We start from the raw sequence: 17682 nt of genomic DNA on the forward strand, positions 1-17682 counted from the left end.
TTCCTGCCGTAACGAAATTTTCATTTCATTTTTGTTTTCCCTCACCTTAACCCTCTCCCACAGGGAGAGGGGACGGCTCGGTGTGGTTTTTTCTCCCTCGCACCTCTGTAATGGAGGGGAATCCCTCCCGCTATGTTGTGAGATTGATAACAAAATTTATCTCATTCATCTCAAAAGTGTTAACCCGCACTCAAAAACATAATTTTCACTATTTATAAAAATGAAATAAATGTTTTATTTATAGGGTCGTTAGTTCACAGCATTCACCAACACCGGGAGCCGTTATGTTTAACATTGCTTTACTGGGCGCTGGCCGAATTGGCCAGGTACATGCAGCTAACATCGCCAGCCACGGTGCGACCACGCTCTGGTCCGTGGTTGACCCGAATCAGGAATTTGCCACCCGTCTCGCCGCGCAGTATCAGGCACGCCAGCAGAGCCTGATTGAGGCGATGACCGACCCTAACGTTCACGCCGTGCTGATCGCCTCCGCCACCGATACCCACGCGGATCTGATTGAAATGGCCGCCCGCCACGGTAAGGCCATCTTCTGTGAAAAGCCGGTACACCTTGACCTCGCCCGCGTGCGCGACTGCCTGAAGGTGGTCAAAGAGTACGACGTGCCGCTGTTCATTGGCTTTAACCGCCGCTTTGACCCGCAGTTCTGCCGCGTGAAAACCGACGCCCAGGCCGGGCGCATCGGCAAACCGGAGTCGCTGCTGATCATCTCCCGCGACCCGTCTCCTCCGCCTGCGGAGTACGTGCGCGTCTCCGGCGGCATGTTCCGCGATATGACCATTCACGACTTTGACATGGCCCGCTTCATCATGGGCGAAGAGCCGGTGTCGGTGTATGCCCAGGGCAGCAACCTGGTGGATCCGGCGATTGGCGAGGCGGGGGATATCGATACCGCGTTTATCGTTCTGAAATATGCCTCCGGCGCGATGGCGACCATCGTCAACAGCCGCCGTTCATCTTACGGCTACGACCAGCGCCTGGAGCTGCACGGCTCCGAAGGGCTGCTGTGCGCGGGCAACATTCTTGAAAACCAGGTGCAGCACTACGGCAAACAGGGCTGCACCAGCGCGCTGCCGGAACACTTCTTCCTGCAGCGCTACAAATCCGCTTACGCCGCGGAATGGGAACACTTTGTTGCGGTCCTGCGCGGCGAAGCGGTGCCTGACTGCAGCGGCGATGATGGTGAACGTGCGCTGTACCTTGCGGATAAAGCGCTGGAGTCACTGCGCAGCCAGCGCGAGATCGTCCTCTAAACACAACAACCCTACACAGAGAGACATAATAATGAAAAAACTGATCGTAGCCGCCCTCATCGCCATGACGTCCGGGGCCGCCCTCGCCGAAAACGAGCAAATTGTTTTCAGTACGCCAAACCTGGCCATGCCGTTTGAAGTTCATATGCAGCGCACGGCGGTGAAAGCCGCAAAAGAGATGGGCGTGAAGCTTCAGGTGCTGGACGGGCAGGGTAGCTCGCCGAAGCAGGTGGCTGACCTGGAAAACGCCATCACCCGCGGGGCGCAGGGCTTTATCGTTTCCCCGAACGACGTCAACGCGGTCTCCAGCGCGGTGGATGAAATTCAGGATGCAAAGCTGCCGATCGTCACTCTTGACCGCTCCGTCGACAGCCAGAAGAAAGTGCCGCACTTTGGCGCCAACAACTACAAGGGCGGCCAGGCGGTTGGCGACTTCGTCAAAACCAAATTCCCCAACGGCGCGGACATCATTCTCCTCACCGGCCAGCCGGGCTCCTCTTCCAACATTGAACGCACCAAAGGGATCCGCGACAGCCTGAAGGCGGGCGGGGATAAATACAAGATCGTCGCCGATCAGACCGGCAACTGGATGCGTTCTGAAGGGATGCGCATCGTTGAAAGCGTTCTCCCTTCGCTGCCGAAGCGCCCGCAGGTGATCCTCTCCGCCAACGACGATATGGCGCTGGGCGCGATTGAAGCGCTGCAGAGCCAGGGCGTGAAGCCGGGCGAAATCCTCGTGACCGGGTTTGATGCGGTGCCGGAAGCGCTGGCCCGCGTGCGCGACGGCTGGCTGGCGGTAACGGCGGATCAGCGTCCGGGCTTTGCGGTGCAGACGGCGATGAGCCAGCTGGTGGCCAACGTGCGCGAGAAGAAAGCCATTACCGGGGCCGACTATCCGCCGACGCTGATCACCAAAGAGAACCTGCAGCAGGCTGAGCGTATCGGTGAGGCCGGTAACTAATATGTCCCGAGCCGCCTCTGGCGGCTCATCATGAGGAGGAGCAGACTGATGTCGCAACCCTTACTGAAAGTGACCGACCTGGCAAAAAGCTTTTCCGGCGTCTGGGCGCTGAGCAGCGCTCAGCTAACCGTCGGCAGCGGCGAAATTCACGCCCTGCTGGGGGAAAACGGGGCGGGAAAATCCACGCTGCTGAAGGCGCTCGCGGGCGCACAGCCGCAAACGCGCGGGGATATCTGGTTCAACGGCGAAACGCTGCCGGTGGACGACTCTCCGGTGGAACGCCAGAACAAGGGCATTATCACCATCTATCAGGAGTTCAACCTGCTGCCCAACATGACCGTCGCGGAAAACATGTTTCTCGGGCGCGAGCCGCGCAGGCGTAACCTGATCGTCGACGAAAGGGTAGTCAACCAGGAAGCGCAGGTCATTCTCGATTACCTCCAGCTGAACGTTGCGCCGACCACGCCTGTCGCCCGCCTGAGCGTCGCCCAGCAGCAGATGGTGGAGATCGCCCGGGCGCTGACCCTCAACGCCCGGTTAATCATTATGGACGAACCTTCCGCCGCGCTGAGCGACAGCGAGGTGGAAAGCCTGCACCGCGTGGTGCGGGAGCTTAAAAACCGCGGCGTGAGCATTATTTACGTTACCCACCGTCTGCACGAAGTTTTCCAGCTCTGCGATCGCTTCACCGTTTTCCAGGACGGCCGTTTCACCGGCACCGGCGCGGTGGCGGAGACCAACGTCGAACAGCTGATCCGCCTGATGGTCGGACGCGACGTGGCCTTTAACCGTCGCCCCGCCAGCGAAACCCACCATGAGGATAAACCCATCCGCCTGGCGGTGAAGGGGCTGAGCCGCGAAAAGCCGCCGCTGGATCCGCACGGCATCGCCCTGCACGACATCAGCTTCCACGTCCACGCCGGGGAAGTTCTGGGCATTGCCGGGCTGGTGGGCGCGGGACGTACCGAAGTGGCCCGCTGCCTGTTTGGCGCTGATGCGTTTACCTCGGGCAGCTTTGAGCTGGACGGCGTGCCGTATCAGCCGCGCGACCCGCTGTATGCCCTCGATCAGGGCGTGGCGCTGGTGCCGGAAGATCGCAAAAAAGAGGGGGCGGTGCTGGGGCTGTCGATTCGCGACAACCTGTCGCTCTCCTGCCTCTCCTCACTGCTGCAGTGGCGCTGGTTCGTAAACACCCGCAAAGAAGACGATCTGATTGAGTCCTACCGCAAGGCGCTGCAGATCAAAATGGTCAACAGCGCGCAGGAGGTGCGCAAGCTCTCCGGCGGCAACCAGCAAAAAGTGATCCTCGCGCGCTGCATGGCGCTCAACCCGCGGGTGCTGATCGTTGATGAGCCGACGCGCGGCATCGACGTGGGGACCAAATCGGAAGTGCACCAGGTGCTGTTTGACATGGCGAAAAAGGGCGTGGCGGTGATCGTGATCTCCTCCGATCTGCCTGAAGTGATGGCGGTGTCCGACCGGATCATCACCCTCAGCGAAGGCCGGGTGACCGGCGAGATCCACGGTGACGACGCTAACGAAGAACGGCTGATGACGATGATGGCCATCAACCACAACGCCCTGAACGCGGCATAACGGAGTTTCTCATGACGCAGATGATTTCTAAAACGCAGGCCCCGGTCAAACGCGCCGGACGCATCGATCCCATCGCCTTCTTCGAGCGCTTCGGGGTACTGATTTTCATGATCCTGCTGCTGATCTTCTTCCAGTCGCAGAACAGCAATTTTTTCTCTGAACGCAATATTTTCAACATCCTGACCGAAGTCTCCATCTACGGGATCATGGCCGTGGGGATGACCTTCGTCATCCTTACCGCCGGGATCGATCTCTCCGTGGGCTCCATTCTGGCGGTATGCGCCATGACCGCGGCGTACGTGATCAAGGGCGACAACTTCACCACCGTCGACCCGAACGCCTGGGGCGGCATGAGCTGGCTGATCGGCCTGGGGATTTGTCTGGCCATGGGCACGGCGATTGGCTTCCTGCACGGCCTGGGCGTCACCCGCCTGCGCCTGCCGCCGTTCATCGTTACCCTCGGCGGCATGACCATCTGGCGCGGCCTGACGCTGGTGATTAACGACGGCGCGCCGATCGCCGGTTTCGACCCTGGCTACCGCTGGTGGGGACGCGGGGAGCTGCTCGGCATCTCCATTCCGATCTGGATCTTCGCCATCGTCGCCCTCGGCGGCTATCTGGCGCTGCACAAAACCCGCTGGGGCCGCTTCGTCTACGCCATTGGCGGTAACCCGGAGGCGGCGCGCCTGGCGGGGGTGAACGTCAAGCGCGTGCTGGTCAGCGTCTATGTGCTGATCGGCTGTCTTGCGGGACTGGCGGGCTTCATCCTGAGCGCGCGTCTGGGGAGCGCCGAGGCGGTGGCCGGGATCTCCTTTGAGCTGCGCGTCATCGCCTCGGTGGTGATCGGCGGCACCTCGCTGATGGGCGGCTACGGGCGCATCGGCGGCACCATTATCGGCTCCATCATCATGGGGATTCTGATTAACGGTCTGGTGCTGATGAACGTCTCGGCCTACTACCAGCAGATTATCACCGGATTAATTATCGTTCTGGCGGTGGCGTTTGATACCTACGCCAAAAGCCGTCGCGGCGCACTGTGAGGATCACGATGAAAGAGGTTCGTATTGGATTAATTGGCACCGGGTATATCGGCAAGGCCCACGCTATCGCCTATGCCCAGGCCCCGACGGTGTTCAACCTGCGCGGCAGGCTGGTGCGCGAGATGGTGGCGGAAGTCACGCCGGAGCTCGCGGCAGCGCGCGCGCAGGCGTTTGGCTTCAACCGCTCCACCGGCGACTGGCGGGCGCTGGTGGCCGACCCGGCTATTGACGTGGTGGATATTTGCTCACCCAACCATTTACATAAAGAGATGGCGCTGGAGGCGATCCGCCACGGCAAGCACGTCTACTCGGAGAAGCCGCTGGCGCTGAACGCCCACGACGCGCGCGAGATGGTCGACGCCGCGAAGCGGGCCGGGGTGAAAACGCTGGTGGGGTTCAACTACATGAAGAACCCGACGGCGCAGCTGGCGAAGGAGATTATCGCCCGCGGCGAGATTGGCGAGGTGATCCACTTCTACGGTACCCACAACGAAGACTATATGGCCGACCCGCTCTCGCCCATTCACTGGCACTGCTTCAAAGAGACCGCCGGGCTGGGGGCGCTGGGCGACCTCGCGGCGCATATCGTCAACATGGCCCAGTACCTGGTCGGGGAGATTGAGCAGGTCTGCGGCGACCTGAAGATCGTGGTCCCGGCGCGCCCGGCGAAGGCCGGATCGTCAGAGATGATTGCCGTCGAAAACGAGGATCAGGCCCACGCGATGGTGCGCTTCGCGGGGGGAGCGCAGGGCGTGATTGAAACCTCCCGCGTTGCCTGCGGCCGCAAGATGGGGCTGTCTTACGTCATCACCGGGACGAAAGGCGCCATCAGCTTCACCCAGGAGCGCATGGCCGAACTGAAGCTCTATCTGCATGACGATCCGGTGAACCGCCAGGGGTTCCGCACGCTGCTCGTCGGCCCGGCGCACCCGGACTACGCCGCGTTCTGCATGGGCGCGGGACACGGGATTGGCTTTAACGATCAAAAAACGGTGGAGGTGCGCGACCTGGTGGACGGGATTGCCGCCGACGCGCCGATGTGGCCGGACTTCGAAGAGGGCTGGAAGGTGTCGCGCGTGCTGGACGCGATTGCGCTCTCACACCTGCAGGGCCGCTGGCTGAACGTGAACGACATTGTCTGATGAGGTATCAACGTGGAAAAGCAGTTTGATGTGATATGCATGGGCCGCGTGGCGGTAGACCTCTACAGTCAGCAGATTGGTGCCCGTCTTGAGGATGCGTCGAGCTTCGCCAAATACCTCGGCGGGTCGTCGGGCAACGTGGCGTACGGCACCGCGCGCCAGGGCCTGCGCTCGTCGATGCTGGCGCGCGTCGGCGATGAACATATGGGCCGCTTCCTGCGGGAAGAGCTCAACCAGGTGGGCTGCGATACCAGCCATCTGATTACCGATAAACAACGCCTCACGGCGCTGGTGCTACTCGGCATTAAAGACCGGGACACCTTTCCACTGATTTTTTATCGCGATAACTGCGCGGACATGGCGATTACCGCCAGCGATGTGGACGAACGCTACATTGCCTCCGCACGTTGTCTTGCCATCACCGGGACTCACCTTTCTCATCCGCAGACCCGCGAGGCGGTGCTGACGGCGCTGGGCTACGCCCGTCGTCACGGCGTACGCACGGTGCTGGACATCGACTACCGTCCGGTGCTGTGGGGGCTCACCGCCTTAGGCGACGGGGAAACGCGCTTTATCGCCGCCGATAAGGTCACCCGCGAGCTGCAGGAGGTTCTGCACCTCTTCGACGTCATTGTCGGCACCGAAGAGGAGTTTCACATTGCGGGCGGCAGCACGGATACCCTGCAGGCGCTGGGGCAGGTACGCGCCGTCAGTGATGCAGCGCTGGTCTGCAAACGCGGCGCGCTCGGCTGCTCGGTCTATACCGACGCCATTCCGCCCCGGCTGGACGACGGCCTGACGGTGACCGGCGTGCGCGTGGAGGTGCTGAACGTGCTTGGGGCGGGGGACGCGTTTATGTCCGGCCTGCTGCGCGGCTACCTGAACGACGAGGGCTGGGAGCAGGCGTGCCGCTACGCCAACGCCTGCGGCGCGCTGGTGGTCTCGCGCCACGGCTGCGCCCCGGCGATGCCGAGCAAAATCGAGCTGGATGACTATCTCTCCCGCGCTGCGGATGTGCCGCGACCGGATCTCGACCCGCGTCTTAACCATCTCCACCGGGTGACCACCCGCCGCCGCGAATGGCCGGAGCTGTGCGTGATGGCCTTCGACCACCGCAGCCAGCTTGAGGATATGGCGATGCAGTGCGGCGCGTCGCTTAAGCGCATTCCGACGCTGAAGCAGCTGATCCTGCAGGCCAGCCGCGAGGCGGCGAGCCGCGCCGGGCTGGAGGGCAAAGCCGGTCTGCTGTGCGACGGCACCTTTGGTCAGGACGCGCTGAACGCCATCACCGGCGAGGGGTGGTGGATTGGTCGCCCCATCGAGCTGCCGGGCTCCCGGCCGCTGGAGATGGAGCACGGCAACATCGGCACCCAGCTTATCAGCTGGCCGCAGGAGCACGTGGTGAAGTGCCTGGTCTTCTTCCACCCGGAAGATGCCCACGGCCTGCGCCTGGAGCAGGAGCAGAAAATCGCCGAGGTGTACCACGCCTGCTGCCGGTCCGGGCACGAGCTGCTGCTGGAGGTGATCCTGCCCGCCAGCATGCCGCGCAGCGACGAGCTCTACCTGCGCGCCATCTCCCGCTTCTACAACCTGGGCATTTACCCGGACTGGTGGAAGCTGCCACCGCTCTCCGCCGACGGCTGGACGGCGCTGAGCGAGATTATCGAACGCCGGGACCCGCACTGCCGCGGGGTGGTGATCCTCGGCCTGGACGCTCCGGCGGAACAGCTGCGCGCCGACTTCAAAGCCGCAGCGGGGCAGACGGTAGTGAAAGGCTTCGCCGTGGGGCGCACGCTGTTTGGCGATGCCTCCCGCGCGTGGCTGAAGCACGATATTGACGATGCGCAGCTGGTGGCGCGCATCCGGGACAACTACCTGCAGCTTATCGCCTGGTGGCGCGAGCGCGGACACGCATAATGGAGACGACAATGAGTGTGCAATTAGGCATTAACCCGCTGACGTGGACGAACGACGATCTGCCTTCTCTCGGCGCGGAAACCTCGCTGGAGACCTGTCTGAGCGAAGGTAAAGAGGCCGGTTTTGCCGGCTTCGAGCTGGGCAATAAATTCCCGCGCGAAGCGCGCCTGCTTGGCCCCATCCTGCAGCGTCACGACCTGCAGCTGGTCTCCGGCTGGTACTCCGGCCGCCTGCTGGAGCGCAGCGTGGAGGAGGAGATCGCCGCCGTGCAGTCCCACCTGACGCTGCTGCGCGAGCTGGGGGCGAAGGTGCTGGTCTTTGCGGAAGTGAGCGGCTGCATTCACGGCGAGCAGCAGACCCCGGTGCATCTGCGCCCGCGCTTCCCACAGGAACGCTGGAAGGAGTACGGCGAGAAGCTCACCGAATTTGCCCGCTACACCCAGCAGCAGGGCGTGCAGATTGCCTACCATCACCATATGGGCACGGTGATTGAGTCCGCCGAGGACGTGGACAACCTGATGACTCACACCGGGGAGGCGGTCGGACTGCTGCTGGATACCGGCCATCTCACCTTTGCCGGGGCCGATCCGCTGGCGGTGGCGCAGCGCTGGGCGTCGCGCATCAACCACGTTCACTGTAAAGACGTGCGCGCCGACGTGCTGGCGGACGTGAAAAACCGCAAAACCAGCTTCCTCGATGCGGTGCTGAGCGGCGTGTTTACCGTGCCGGGCGACGGCTGCGTCGATTACCCGCCGATTATGCGGCTGCTGAAGGCGCAGGATTATCACGGCTGGCTGGTGGTCGAGGCCGAGCAGGATCCGGCGATTGCCCATCCGCTGACCTACGCCCGTCTGGGATATAACAACCTGAGCCGCCTGGCGCGCGACGCCGGACTGATTTGAGGAGGCAGCATGTCACGTCTGTTATCACGTTGGCAACAGCCGAACGCGGAGGGGCGCACCCAGTCCGTCACGCCGGAAAGCGCGGGGTGGGGCTACGTCGGCTTTGAGGCGTATGAACTGCAGGAGGGGCAGACGCTGACGCTGCCCGCCGTCAGCGAAGAGCGCTGCCTGGTGCTGGTCGCCGGACGCGCCTCCATACGCACCCCTTCCGCGCAGTTTAACGACATCGGCGAGCGGATGAGCCCCTTCGAGCGCATCAAGCCGTGGGCGGTGTACGTCACCCCGCAGGAGACGGTGCAGGTGAAGGCGCTGACGACGCTGGAGCTGGCGGTCTGCGCCGCGCCGGGCAAACGCTCGTATCCGACGCGGCTGATTGCGCCGCAGGATATCGACGGCGAGGCGCGCGGCAAGGGTCACAACCAGCGCTACGTGCACAACATTTTGCCGGAAGACAGGCCCGCCGACAGCCTGCTGGTGGTGGAGGTGTGGACCAGTGAGGGCTGCACCAGCTCGTACCCGAGCCACAAGCACGACACGGATAACCCGCCGCAGGAAACCTATCTGGAGGAGACCTACTACCATCGCCTTAACCCGGAGCAGGGGTTCTGCATGCAGCGCGTCTACACCGACGACAGAACGCTGGATGAGTGTATGGCGGTCTATAACCGTGACGTGGTGATGGTGCCGAAGGGCTACCACCCGGTCGCGACGATGGCCGGGTATGACAGCTACTACCTCAACGTGATGGCGGGGCCGGTGCGCAAATGGATGTTCACCTGGGAAGAGGACCACGCGTGGATTAATCGGGGTTATCCCGCGGACAGCGGTGGCTAGCGCGGGTTAGCCACCAGAACACCAGCGCCAGCAGGCTGACCGAGGCGCCAAGCAGGCAGACGCCCGGCCAGCCGGCACAGGCATACGTCATCGTTGTGCCGAGCGCGCCGAGCCCGCTGCCGACGGCATAAAACAGCATGTAAAGCCCGACCAGCCGGCTGTGCGCCTCGGGACGGGTGCGGAAAATCATGCTCTGATTAGTGACGTGCAGCGCCTGACCGCCCAAATCGAGCAGTATGATGCCGATAAGCAAGATCCCGAGTGAACGGTCCATCAGCGACAAGGGCCACCAGGCTAACAGCAAGATACTCAGCGCCGCCGCGCTGGTGCGTTGGGCATATCCCCGATCGGCCCAGCGTCCTGCCCGGCCAGCCGCCAGCGCGCCCACCGCGCCAGCCAGCCCAAACGCGCCAATCGCTGTATGCGAAAAGTTAAACGGCGGTGCGCTCAGCGGCAGCACCAGCGCGCTCCAGAAAATGTTGAACGATGCAAACATCAGCAGCGCCAGCACGCCGCGTATCTGCAGCACTTTTTCCTGCCGCAGCAGCGTGAGCATTGAGCCAATCAGGCGCGGATAGCTCATCGTGGCAGTGACGGCTGGCAGGGCGGGGAGTCGCCACCACAGAGGTAACGCAATCATGAGCATCAGCGCGGCAGCACAAAGATAAACCCCGCGCCATCCCGCGATATCGCTGATGCCACCGGCAAAGACGCGAGCGAGCAGCAAACCTGTGAACACGCCGCCCTGTGCCGCGCCGACAACGCGGCCCTGTTCATGGGGCGACGCGGCGCTGGCGGCGTAGGCGATCAGCCCCTGCGTCATGGCCGTGCCCAACATACCGGTCGCAAGCATACCGATCAGCAGCGCTGAAGAGGACTGTGCCATGCTGACGGAAACCAGCGCCACCACCAGAGCAATCAGCTGTGCTGCCATGAGTCGTCGACGATCCACTTTGTCACCCAGAGGAACGACAAGCAAAAGAGCCAGCGCGCAGCCAATTTGTGTCGCGGTCACCACGCCACCCACGGCCGCATGGCTGATGCCGAAATCGTTCGCCAGCGCGTCAAGCAAAGGCTGGGCGTAATAGACGTTTGCCACGCTTAGGCCGCTGGCGGTGGCGAACAGCCAGACCATGCTGCGCGGCATGTCGGCTGAAGGAAGGGCTGACGTCAGTGACATGTTCAAAATCCTCGCCTGTGATAACCTGGTTTTAAAATGAAACTGGTTGAATGCTAGGCTAAGCAGTTTTAAAATGCAACTAGTTATAGGGTGGCCTTTGCGAGGAAAGCAGGTGATGTCCCGAAATACGGTAAAAGAGGAATATTGTCCCGTTGCCCGCAGCGTTGACCTGCTCGGGGATCGCTGGTCGCTTCTCATTGTGCGTAATGCGTTTGACGGCATGACGCGCTTCGGGGATTTTCAGCGCAGCCTTGGAGTGGCGCGCAACATCCTTTCTGACCGGCTTCGCAAGCTGGTTGAGGCAGAAATCCTGACGTTACAGGGAGCATCGGACGGCACGGCTTATCAGGAATATGTTCTGACCGACAAAGGCGAACGTCTTTTCCCCGTGATCGTGGCGCTGCGTCAGTGGGGAGAGCAAAATCTGTTTTCACAGGGCGAGCCTCACTCGCTGCTGGTTGACAGGCGGACGGGCAGGCCGGTTCCCTTTATGGCGCCAGCAGCGCACGACGGCACTGCGCTGCTGCCGGTGGATACGGAAGTGCAGAAGATCGAATGAGTCACTCCGGTTAATTACTGCTTATCGCCTGCTCAATCGTCCGGGCAACGCTCTGCGGCTGGCTCACCATTGACACGTGGCTTGCCGCCACCTCGGCTGTTTTCGCATGGATCATCTTCGCCATCGCCCGTTCCAGATCGGGGTTGATCATGCGGTCATTCTTGCTGACCACATACCAGCTCGGTTTGTCATGCCACGCCGCGTGGGCGACCTTTTCACCAAACGCCTCGGCCTTAATCGCCCCCTGCGTGGCTGCAATCGTGTTTTGAGTGTCTGGCTTCACGTCAGGCGCGAAGTCCTTTCTGACGGCTCCTGTCGGCAGGTATAAATAGCCGTCCGCCGATTCAGCAATGCCCGCGCTGCCCGGCGGGGCAGGGAAGCTTCCTGCCAAATCCGCCGTCGACTGGCCGGAATCCGGCGCGAACGCCGCCACGTACACCAGCGATTTTACCCGCGCATCGTTGCCCGCCTCGCTAATCACGGTGCCGCCCCAGGAGTGGCCCACCAGCACCACGTTACCCCGGGCGCGGGCGATGGCCCGCCGCGTGGCCGCAACGTCATCCTTAAGCGACGTGAGCGGGAGCTGAACGGCAATGACCTCGGCGTGCTGCTTCTGCAACAGGGTAATCACCTTATTCCAGCTGCTGCCGTCGGCAAACGCGCCGTGAACCAGCACCACGCTGGTTTTACTCTGTGCAAAGGCGCTGGCGGAAAGCGCCAGCAGGCCTGCCGTCACTACAGACAGTGCTTTCATCTTCAGACTCCTTAAAAGTGGTGGACCGCCGCGTGGGGCGGGACGGTGAATTCAACGGTTTTGTGGTCGAGCGGCTTGTGCGTCGGGTCGGCCAGAATAATTGTCACCTTATGTTTACCGGCGGGCAGCCCCACCAGGATCACCGGCTCTCCGCTGGCGTCAGCCCAGTGCCACGGCGCGTCATCCACCACCACGTGAATGTGCCCGATGCGCGGCGTGACCTTGAGCGCTTCGGGACCGAATACCGGCTCGATGCGCAGGTTTTCGGCTCGGTACTGGATAAACACCGCGCCTTTGCTCAGCGGCCCGGCAAGCGGCGGATCGACGATCAGCCTGGCAAGCGGCTGCGGCTGCGCCAGCGGCGCAACGGCGGCGGGGCCATTCACGTCCGCGGCGCTCAGGTTGTCCAGCGGGGTGGCCCGGGCATGGGCTACAGAGGCCAGGATTAGCAGGGGTAAAAGTGCAAAGCGACGAATCATGGGTTCTCTCCTCATCGGTTCTGAATGGCGACAGGGAAAGAAAACCATTTTTATGTATCGGAGATATTTGCCGGAGGCGGCGTTTTGTACCCGTTTGTCAGCGTGGCGCTCTGGATACAGTGCGATACAGATTGCCTGCGTGGACGGCGCACAATCGCTATCGCCAGCCCGGCAATCACCAGCGTCAGCCCCGTTGAAACCCACATTGCCCCCGCGATCCCCAGCGTTTTATTCAGCCACGCATAGGCAAACGGTGAGGCTGCCGCCATCAGCTGGCCAGGGATCAGCAGCATGCCGGTGCGGCGGGCATAGCTTTCGGTGCTAAACAGTTCCAGCGGCAGGGTGGCTTTCACAATGGTGACCAGCCCGTTGATGGCGCCGTAGCCCAGCACAAACCCGGCTGCACACCACATAAACAGTGCGCTGCTTATCCCCAGTAGAAAGCAGAGCGGCATGGCGAGCGCGGTAAAAAGCGTGAGTTTGAAGGGGGTTAAGCGGGCACCCGCCAGCACTTCCAGCGAGCGGGCGCCCGTCTGGCCGATCCCCCACAGCATGCCGATGGCGACCGGCAGGCCGAAGTGGGCAATAAACTCCGGCAGATGGGTGGACGTGCCGTTAGAGACAAAGGTGATGAGGGCAATGAAGGCGGCATAAAGCCAGGCGTTACGCTGCTCGTTGTACAGCGGCGGCGCGGTGACCTTTGTCGTCACCGTCAGCCGCTGCCGGGGAAGCGTTCGAATCAGCATCGCGCTCAGCAGGCCGAATAGAGCGTAGACGCGCAGCGCCTCCTGCCAGCTCATGACCTGAAGCAGGGCATTGCCCAGCGGCCAGAAAACGGCGGAGGCCAGCCCGCCCGCCAGCGTGACGCGTGAGATCGTTCTTCGCGCCTGCTGCCCGTAGAGGTTTACCAGCGCGGCGAACAGCGCGTCGTACAGAGACAGGCGCATCCCTACGCCGCCGATAAGCCAGGCGCAGTACCAGCCAAAAAGCGTCGGGGTAAACGCCATCCCTGCGCAGCTTGCGGCGGTCAGCAACGTGCCGCTCATCACTACCTTCTGACCGCCAAAGCGTGCCAGCAGGCGGGCGACAAACGGGGAAACCGCCGCCATCACCAGCATCGCCAGCGTCAGGCCGAGGTAAATCTGCGGTGATGACCATCCCCGGTCGGCTGCAATCGCCAGCGCAAAGGTGCCGGGCATATAAAACGAAATCCCCCAGTTGATGAGCTGATTACATCCCGCCGTGAGGGCGAGGCGGCGTGGCAGGGCGGGTGTTTCCATTGTTTTTCATTCCGTTATGCAGTTGTCCTGAGCATAACTCGCGCGCTATTGTGCTGGCAGGGCAGCAACCTTATGCGCGGTATAAGAGAAACTTTGAATGACAACGCTTAATTTGGGCTATCTCGCCACCTTCCGTCTGGTGATCCAGCGCGGCAGCTTTTCAGCGGCAGCGGATGTGCTGGGTATTTCCCAGCCCGCCGTCAGCCTGCAAATACGTCAGCTGGAGCAGTTTCTGCAAACGCGACTGGTGGAGCGTACCGGGCGAGGGATTAAGGCTACGGCTGCCGGGCAGGCGTTGCTGGCGCATGGGGAGCGTATTCAGCAGGCGGTGGATGCCGCCATCCGGTCCGTGAGCGCATTCAGCCACGATGTGAGCGGCACCATTACGCTTGGCACGGGGGCAACGGCCTGCATCCATCTTCTGCCACCGCTGCTGGAGAAGCTGCGCCAGGACTATCCGCTCCTGAGCGTAGGGGTGACGACGGGCAACACCCTCGACATCGTCAGGGCCATCGAAGAGAACCGGCTCGATATGGGGCTGGTGACGCTGCCGGTGAGCGGCAGAGCGCTGGACGTCATGCCGGTAATGGACGAAGAGTTTGTTTTTATCGCGTCGCGGGAGCAGCAGGACGCTTTCAGGGACTTTACCCCGGAGGCGCTGCACGCTCAGCCGCTGATTGCCTTTGAATCAGGCAGCGGTACCCGGGCGCTGATCGATGGCTGGTTTGCGGCTAATGGATTAGCGATCGCACCGGTGATGCAGCTTGGCAGCATCGAGGCGATCAAACGCATGGTTCGCGCGGGGCTGGGCTACAGTATTGTGCCGCGAATGGCGGTCGAACAGGATGCCGATCGCGGAGGGCTATACGTGATGTCGCTTACGCCCATGCTGCAGCGGCAGCTGGCGGTGGTAATGCGGCAGGATAAAATTCTCAGCAAAGGGAGCGCGGCCATTATTCGGCTCGTGCAGCATCCTGCGGCTGTTTAGCGATCGGTGTTGTCGACGGTCAGGCTGGATTGCTGCGACTGGGTTTTGTCCTGATGGTGGTACCAGGCGCCAATTGAAGAGTAAACGAAGCGGCCAAAGAAAAACAGGAAGCTGATGAGCAGTATGATGCGGGTCATTCGGGTATTAAATTGATGTCGTTTTCGCATACGCGTGACCTGACTCACTCTGTTTTTCCTGGATAAGCCCTTTTGGGCGACAAGGATATTAAGGCACAGCGGGAAGATGGGGTCAATTCTGAAGTGTGTAAATAACCGTCAATGTTTATATTGATTAATGTTATTGAAATTAATTAATGCATTTACCATATTGATAATATGAAGAAAATAATCTCAAAAAAACGCCGCAAAAAGTTATTTGCGTAAAGTAGTTTGATTTAAGTCAACGGCTTCCCGGCCCTGATATTTAAAATCCTTCCTCCATACTGTTCGCCCCGCACGCCGCCGGGCGGCGCGTACGTCAGGTTGGATGCCTGTCTTTATTTTCCCTCTGGAGCGAAAGGGGTTTTACCGGGCATCTATGAACATTCTGGCTTTCCTGAAAAAAAATGAAAACCGCTGGTGGGCATTACCGCTTATTTTGCCTGTGGTTTTACTTCCCGTGCTGAGCATTGCGAATACATTCACGCAGCTGGGCGACGGCATTGCGGCACTCTATTATTTACCTCTCTCATTTTTGCTTTCGCTGATGATGTTCTTTGGCCTGGAAGCGCTGCCCGGGATCGTATTGTCGCTGTTTATCCGCTATTACCCGTCGGTCGGGATGTTTGAAACCGTCGCGGGGATCCTCCATTTTGTCGTCCCTTTAGTGCTCAGCTGGGGTGGCTACCGGGTGTTTGCGCCCAGACGGAATATGACCGCGTACGGCGACGTGCGGCTGATGGCGCAGCGCATCTTCTGGCAAGTCTTCTGCCCCGCGACGCTATTTCTGGTGCTGTTTCAGTTTGCGGTGTATTTAGGCGTGTATGAGAGCCGTCAGAGCCTTGCGGGATTAAATCCCCTCAATATTCGCACGCTCATCAACTATCAGACGCTGCTGGTCAGCGGGCTAACGGGCGTGCCGCTGAGCTATCTGCTGATCCGCCTGCTTCGGCATCCGCGCTATATCAAAAGCCTTCTCTCACAGATCCGTTCCGAGATAGACAAAAAGGTGACGGTCGTTGAGTTGCTGGTGTGGGCTATCGCGCTTGGCGGACTGCTTTCGCTGCTGCTGCTTCCGATGAATGAGAACAGCTCCATTTTCACCACCAATTACACTCTTTCCCTGCTGATGCCGGTGATGCTCTGGGGCGCGATGCGTTTTGGCTATAAGCTGATTTCGCTTATCTGGACGCCGATACTACTGGTGTCTATTCACTATTTTTACCGCTATATCCCGGTAAATCCGGGGTATGACATTCAGCTGGCGATCACCTCTTCCAGTTACCTGGTCTTCTCGTTCGTGGTGATTTATATGTCGATGCTGGCGACCCGGCAGCGCGAGGCGAACAAACGCTCCCGCAGGCTGGCGCTGCTCGACCCGGTCGTCCATATGCCTAACCTGCGGGCGCTGTCGCGCGATCTGGCGAAAAACCCGTGGTCGGCGCTCTGTCTGCTGCGTATTCCGGAGCTGGAAATTCTGGGCCGAAATTACGGCGTGTTGCTGCGGATTCAGTACAAGCAGCAGCTGGCACAGTGGATGAATGGCATTCTCCAGCCCAATGAGCTGGTGTATCACCTGACCGGGTATGACCTGGCGGTACGGCTTAACGCGGAATCGCACCAGCAGCGTATTGAAGGCCTGGACGAGCATATCAAGCAGTTCCGCTTTGTCTGGGACGGCATGCCGCTGCAGCCGCAGGTGGGCGTGAGCTATTGCTATGTCCGGTCCCCGGTTAACCATCTTTATCTGGTGCTGGGCGAGCTGGGCGTGGTTGCCGACCTTTCGCTCTCCTCCAACCATCCGGAAAATCTTCAGCAGCGTGGGGCCATCCATTTGCAGCGCAACCTGAAGGATAAGGTCGCGATGATGGGCCGCCTGCAACAGGCGCTTGATAACGACGAATTCACCCTGCTGGTTCAACCCGTTCGCGGCCTGCGTGGCGATTGCTATCACGAAGTCCTGCTCCGGATGCCGGATGTAAACGGGCTATTGATCTCCCCCGACCAGTTCCTGCCCGTCGCGCAGGAGTTTGGTCTCTCTTCCCGGGTAGATTTGTGGGTGCTGGAGCACACCCTGCGCTTTCTCGCCGCGCATCGCGAAAGACTGCCCGGCCAGCGCTTTGCCATTAATCTGGCCCCGTCGACCGTGTGTCGGGTGCAGTTTCCGCTTGAGGTGAGTCGCCTGCTGGCGAAATACGCCATTGAGCCGTGGCAGCTGATCTTTGAAGTGACGGAGTGCAGCAACTTTTGCAATGCGGAGCAGGCGATACACATTCTCCGGCAGCTGCAGAAAATGGGGGTACGTATTGCGATTGATGATTTTGGCACCGGCTATGCGAGCTATGCGCGGCTGAAAAGCGTGGACGCGGATATTCTCAAGATTGACGGCAGCTTTATTCGCAACATCGTCAACAACAGCCTGGATTATCAGATTGTGGCGTCTATCTGCCATCTGGCGCGCATGAAGAAGATGCTGGTGGTGGCGGAGTATGTCGAAAGCGAAGAGATACGTAGCGCGGTTCACGCGCTAGGCATCGATTATGTGCAGGGTTATCTGATTGGCAGACCGGCACCGCTTGTGTCACTGCTGGAAGCAGAGGCGTCCACCGCGGACGCCTGAG

16 protein-coding genes are annotated in these 17682 nt (G+C 60.8%); 11 read left to right on the forward strand and 5 right to left on the reverse strand.

From position 1 onward, the window contains the following. The first annotated feature begins 284 nt into the window (after positions 1-284). From iolG to iolB, 8 genes are read left to right on the forward strand one after another with little or no spacing between them, the layout of a single operon-like run. Positions 285-1271 carry an inositol 2-dehydrogenase gene (gene iolG, locus UTM25_RS03370; protein ID WP_194400235.1) on the forward strand — a complete coding sequence of 329 codons (987 nt, stop codon included), beginning with the start codon at positions 285-287 and terminating at the stop codon, positions 1269-1271. Between the two features lie 31 nt (positions 1272-1302). Then, positions 1303-2232: a sugar ABC transporter substrate-binding protein gene (locus UTM25_RS03375; protein ID WP_023333011.1), complete on the forward strand. Its 930-nt coding sequence runs from the start codon at positions 1303-1305 to the stop codon at positions 2230-2232. Positions 2233-2280: 48 nt separating this feature from the next. Further along, positions 2281-3828 carry a sugar ABC transporter ATP-binding protein gene (locus UTM25_RS03380; protein ID WP_194400237.1) on the forward strand — a complete coding sequence of 516 codons (1548 nt, stop codon included), beginning with the start codon at positions 2281-2283 and terminating at the stop codon, positions 3826-3828. 11 nt (positions 3829-3839) lie between these two features. Beyond that, positions 3840-4868 carry an ABC transporter permease gene (locus UTM25_RS03385; RefSeq protein ID WP_023308786.1) on the forward strand — a complete coding sequence of 343 codons (1029 nt, stop codon included), beginning with the start codon at positions 3840-3842 and terminating at the stop codon, positions 4866-4868. 8 nt (positions 4869-4876) lie between these two features. Continuing rightward, the gene (locus tag UTM25_RS03390) at positions 4877-6010 is read left to right on the forward strand and encodes a Gfo/Idh/MocA family protein (RefSeq protein ID WP_194400239.1); all 1134 of its coding nucleotides are present in this window, start codon (positions 4877-4879) and stop codon (positions 6008-6010) included. Positions 6011-6022: 12 nt separating this feature from the next. Then, positions 6023-7927: a bifunctional 5-dehydro-2-deoxygluconokinase/5-dehydro-2-deoxyphosphogluconate aldolase gene (locus tag UTM25_RS03395; protein ID WP_194400241.1), complete on the forward strand. Its 1905-nt coding sequence runs from the start codon at positions 6023-6025 to the stop codon at positions 7925-7927. Between the two features lie 11 nt (positions 7928-7938). Continuing rightward, entirely contained in the window at positions 7939-8829 is an 891-nt protein-coding gene (gene iolE / locus UTM25_RS03400) for a myo-inosose-2 dehydratase (protein ID WP_047652661.1), read from the forward strand. Between the two features lie 9 nt (positions 8830-8838). Next, a complete protein-coding gene (iolB, locus tag UTM25_RS03405; RefSeq protein WP_194400243.1) occupies positions 8839-9663 on the forward strand; it encodes a 5-deoxy-glucuronate isomerase in 825 nt (274 codons plus the stop codon). On the opposite strand, the gene UTM25_RS03410 is transcribed toward iolB, so the two are convergent. Further along, positions 9629-10843 (reverse strand): MFS transporter, encoded by a 1215-nt coding sequence (locus UTM25_RS03410; RefSeq protein WP_233469391.1) that lies wholly within the window; start codon positions 10841-10843, stop codon positions 9629-9631. The two genes, iolB and UTM25_RS03410, sit on opposite strands and share 35 nt — an antisense overlap. A gap of 115 nt (positions 10844-10958) precedes the next feature. Between UTM25_RS03410 and UTM25_RS03415 the strand changes: the two genes are divergently transcribed. Continuing rightward, entirely contained in the window at positions 10959-11402 is a 444-nt protein-coding gene (locus UTM25_RS03415; protein WP_233469392.1) for a winged helix-turn-helix transcriptional regulator, read from the forward strand. Between the two features lie 10 nt (positions 11403-11412). Here UTM25_RS03415 and UTM25_RS03420 read toward each other — a convergent pair whose 3' ends face one another. The 3 genes from UTM25_RS03420 to UTM25_RS03430 are packed head-to-tail and all read right to left on the reverse strand — an operon-like array spanning position 11413 to position 13915. Beyond that, the gene (locus UTM25_RS03420; RefSeq protein WP_194400246.1) at positions 11413-12156 is read right to left on the reverse strand and encodes an alpha/beta fold hydrolase; all 744 of its coding nucleotides are present in this window, start codon (positions 12154-12156) and stop codon (positions 11413-11415) included. A gap of 11 nt (positions 12157-12167) precedes the next feature. Beyond that, on the reverse strand, positions 12168-12635 hold the full coding sequence (locus tag UTM25_RS03425; RefSeq protein ID WP_194400248.1) for a DUF6130 family protein: 468 nt from the start codon (positions 12633-12635) through the stop codon (positions 12168-12170). 50 nt (positions 12636-12685) lie between these two features. Then, positions 12686-13915: an MFS transporter gene (locus UTM25_RS03430; RefSeq protein WP_194400250.1), complete on the reverse strand. Its 1230-nt coding sequence runs from the start codon at positions 13913-13915 to the stop codon at positions 12686-12688. A 97-nt stretch (positions 13916-14012) separates the two neighbouring features. Between UTM25_RS03430 and UTM25_RS03435 the strand changes: the two genes are divergently transcribed. Then, complete coding sequence (locus UTM25_RS03435; RefSeq protein WP_194400252.1) at positions 14013-14903, forward strand: LysR family transcriptional regulator; 891 nt, start codon at positions 14013-14015, stop codon at positions 14901-14903. Here UTM25_RS03435 and UTM25_RS03440 read toward each other — a convergent pair. Further along, entirely contained in the window at positions 14900-15070 is a 171-nt protein-coding gene (locus tag UTM25_RS03440) for a YfgG family protein (RefSeq protein ID WP_194400254.1), read from the reverse strand. The genes UTM25_RS03435 and UTM25_RS03440 overlap by 4 nt on opposite strands. 370 nt (positions 15071-15440) lie before the next feature. Between UTM25_RS03440 and UTM25_RS03445 the strand changes: the two genes are divergently transcribed. Next, the gene (locus UTM25_RS03445; protein ID WP_194400256.1) at positions 15441-17681 is read left to right on the forward strand and encodes an EAL domain-containing protein; all 2241 of its coding nucleotides are present in this window, start codon (positions 15441-15443) and stop codon (positions 17679-17681) included. Position 17682: the final 1 nt, after the last annotated feature.

Origin of the sequence: Enterobacter sp. 61D5 (assembly GCF_034107965.1) — a bacterium.
Classification (GTDB): Bacteria; Pseudomonadota; Gammaproteobacteria; order Enterobacterales; family Enterobacteriaceae; genus Enterobacter; species Enterobacter cloacae_M.

What these genes read in the sequence shown, in the direction of transcription:
- UTM25_RS03375 (WP_023333011.1), top strand. Translation starts at nt 1,303, where the DNA reads ATGAAAAAACTGATCGTAGCCGCCCTCATCGCCATGACGTCCGGGGCC.
- iolB (WP_194400243.1), top strand. Translation starts at nt 8,839, where the DNA reads ATGTCACGTCTGTTATCACGTTGGCAACAGCCGAACGCGGAGGGGCGC.
- UTM25_RS03415 (WP_233469392.1), top strand. Translation starts at nt 10,959, where the DNA reads ATGTCCCGAAATACGGTAAAAGAGGAATATTGTCCCGTTGCCCGCAGC.
- UTM25_RS03430 (WP_194400250.1), bottom strand. Translation starts at nt 13,915, where the DNA reads ATGGAAACACCCGCCCTGCCACGCCGCCTCGCCCTCACGGCGGGATGT.
- UTM25_RS03420 (WP_194400246.1), bottom strand. Translation starts at nt 12,156, where the DNA reads ATGAAAGCACTGTCTGTAGTGACGGCAGGCCTGCTGGCGCTTTCCGCC.
- UTM25_RS03385 (WP_023308786.1), top strand. Translation starts at nt 3,840, where the DNA reads ATGACGCAGATGATTTCTAAAACGCAGGCCCCGGTCAAACGCGCCGGA.
- UTM25_RS03435 (WP_194400252.1), top strand. Translation starts at nt 14,013, where the DNA reads ATGACAACGCTTAATTTGGGCTATCTCGCCACCTTCCGTCTGGTGATC.
- UTM25_RS03445 (WP_194400256.1), top strand. Translation starts at nt 15,441, where the DNA reads ATGAACATTCTGGCTTTCCTGAAAAAAAATGAAAACCGCTGGTGGGCA.
- UTM25_RS03440 (WP_194400254.1), bottom strand. Translation starts at nt 15,070, where the DNA reads ATGCGAAAACGACATCAATTTAATACCCGAATGACCCGCATCATACTG.
- iolE (WP_047652661.1), top strand. Translation starts at nt 7,939, where the DNA reads ATGAGTGTGCAATTAGGCATTAACCCGCTGACGTGGACGAACGACGAT.
- UTM25_RS03390 (WP_194400239.1), top strand. Translation starts at nt 4,877, where the DNA reads ATGAAAGAGGTTCGTATTGGATTAATTGGCACCGGGTATATCGGCAAG.
- iolG (WP_194400235.1), top strand. Translation starts at nt 285, where the DNA reads ATGTTTAACATTGCTTTACTGGGCGCTGGCCGAATTGGCCAGGTACAT.
- UTM25_RS03380 (WP_194400237.1), top strand. Translation starts at nt 2,281, where the DNA reads ATGTCGCAACCCTTACTGAAAGTGACCGACCTGGCAAAAAGCTTTTCC.
- UTM25_RS03425 (WP_194400248.1), bottom strand. Translation starts at nt 12,635, where the DNA reads ATGATTCGTCGCTTTGCACTTTTACCCCTGCTAATCCTGGCCTCTGTA.
- UTM25_RS03410 (WP_233469391.1), bottom strand. Translation starts at nt 10,843, where the DNA reads ATGTCACTGACGTCAGCCCTTCCTTCAGCCGACATGCCGCGCAGCATG.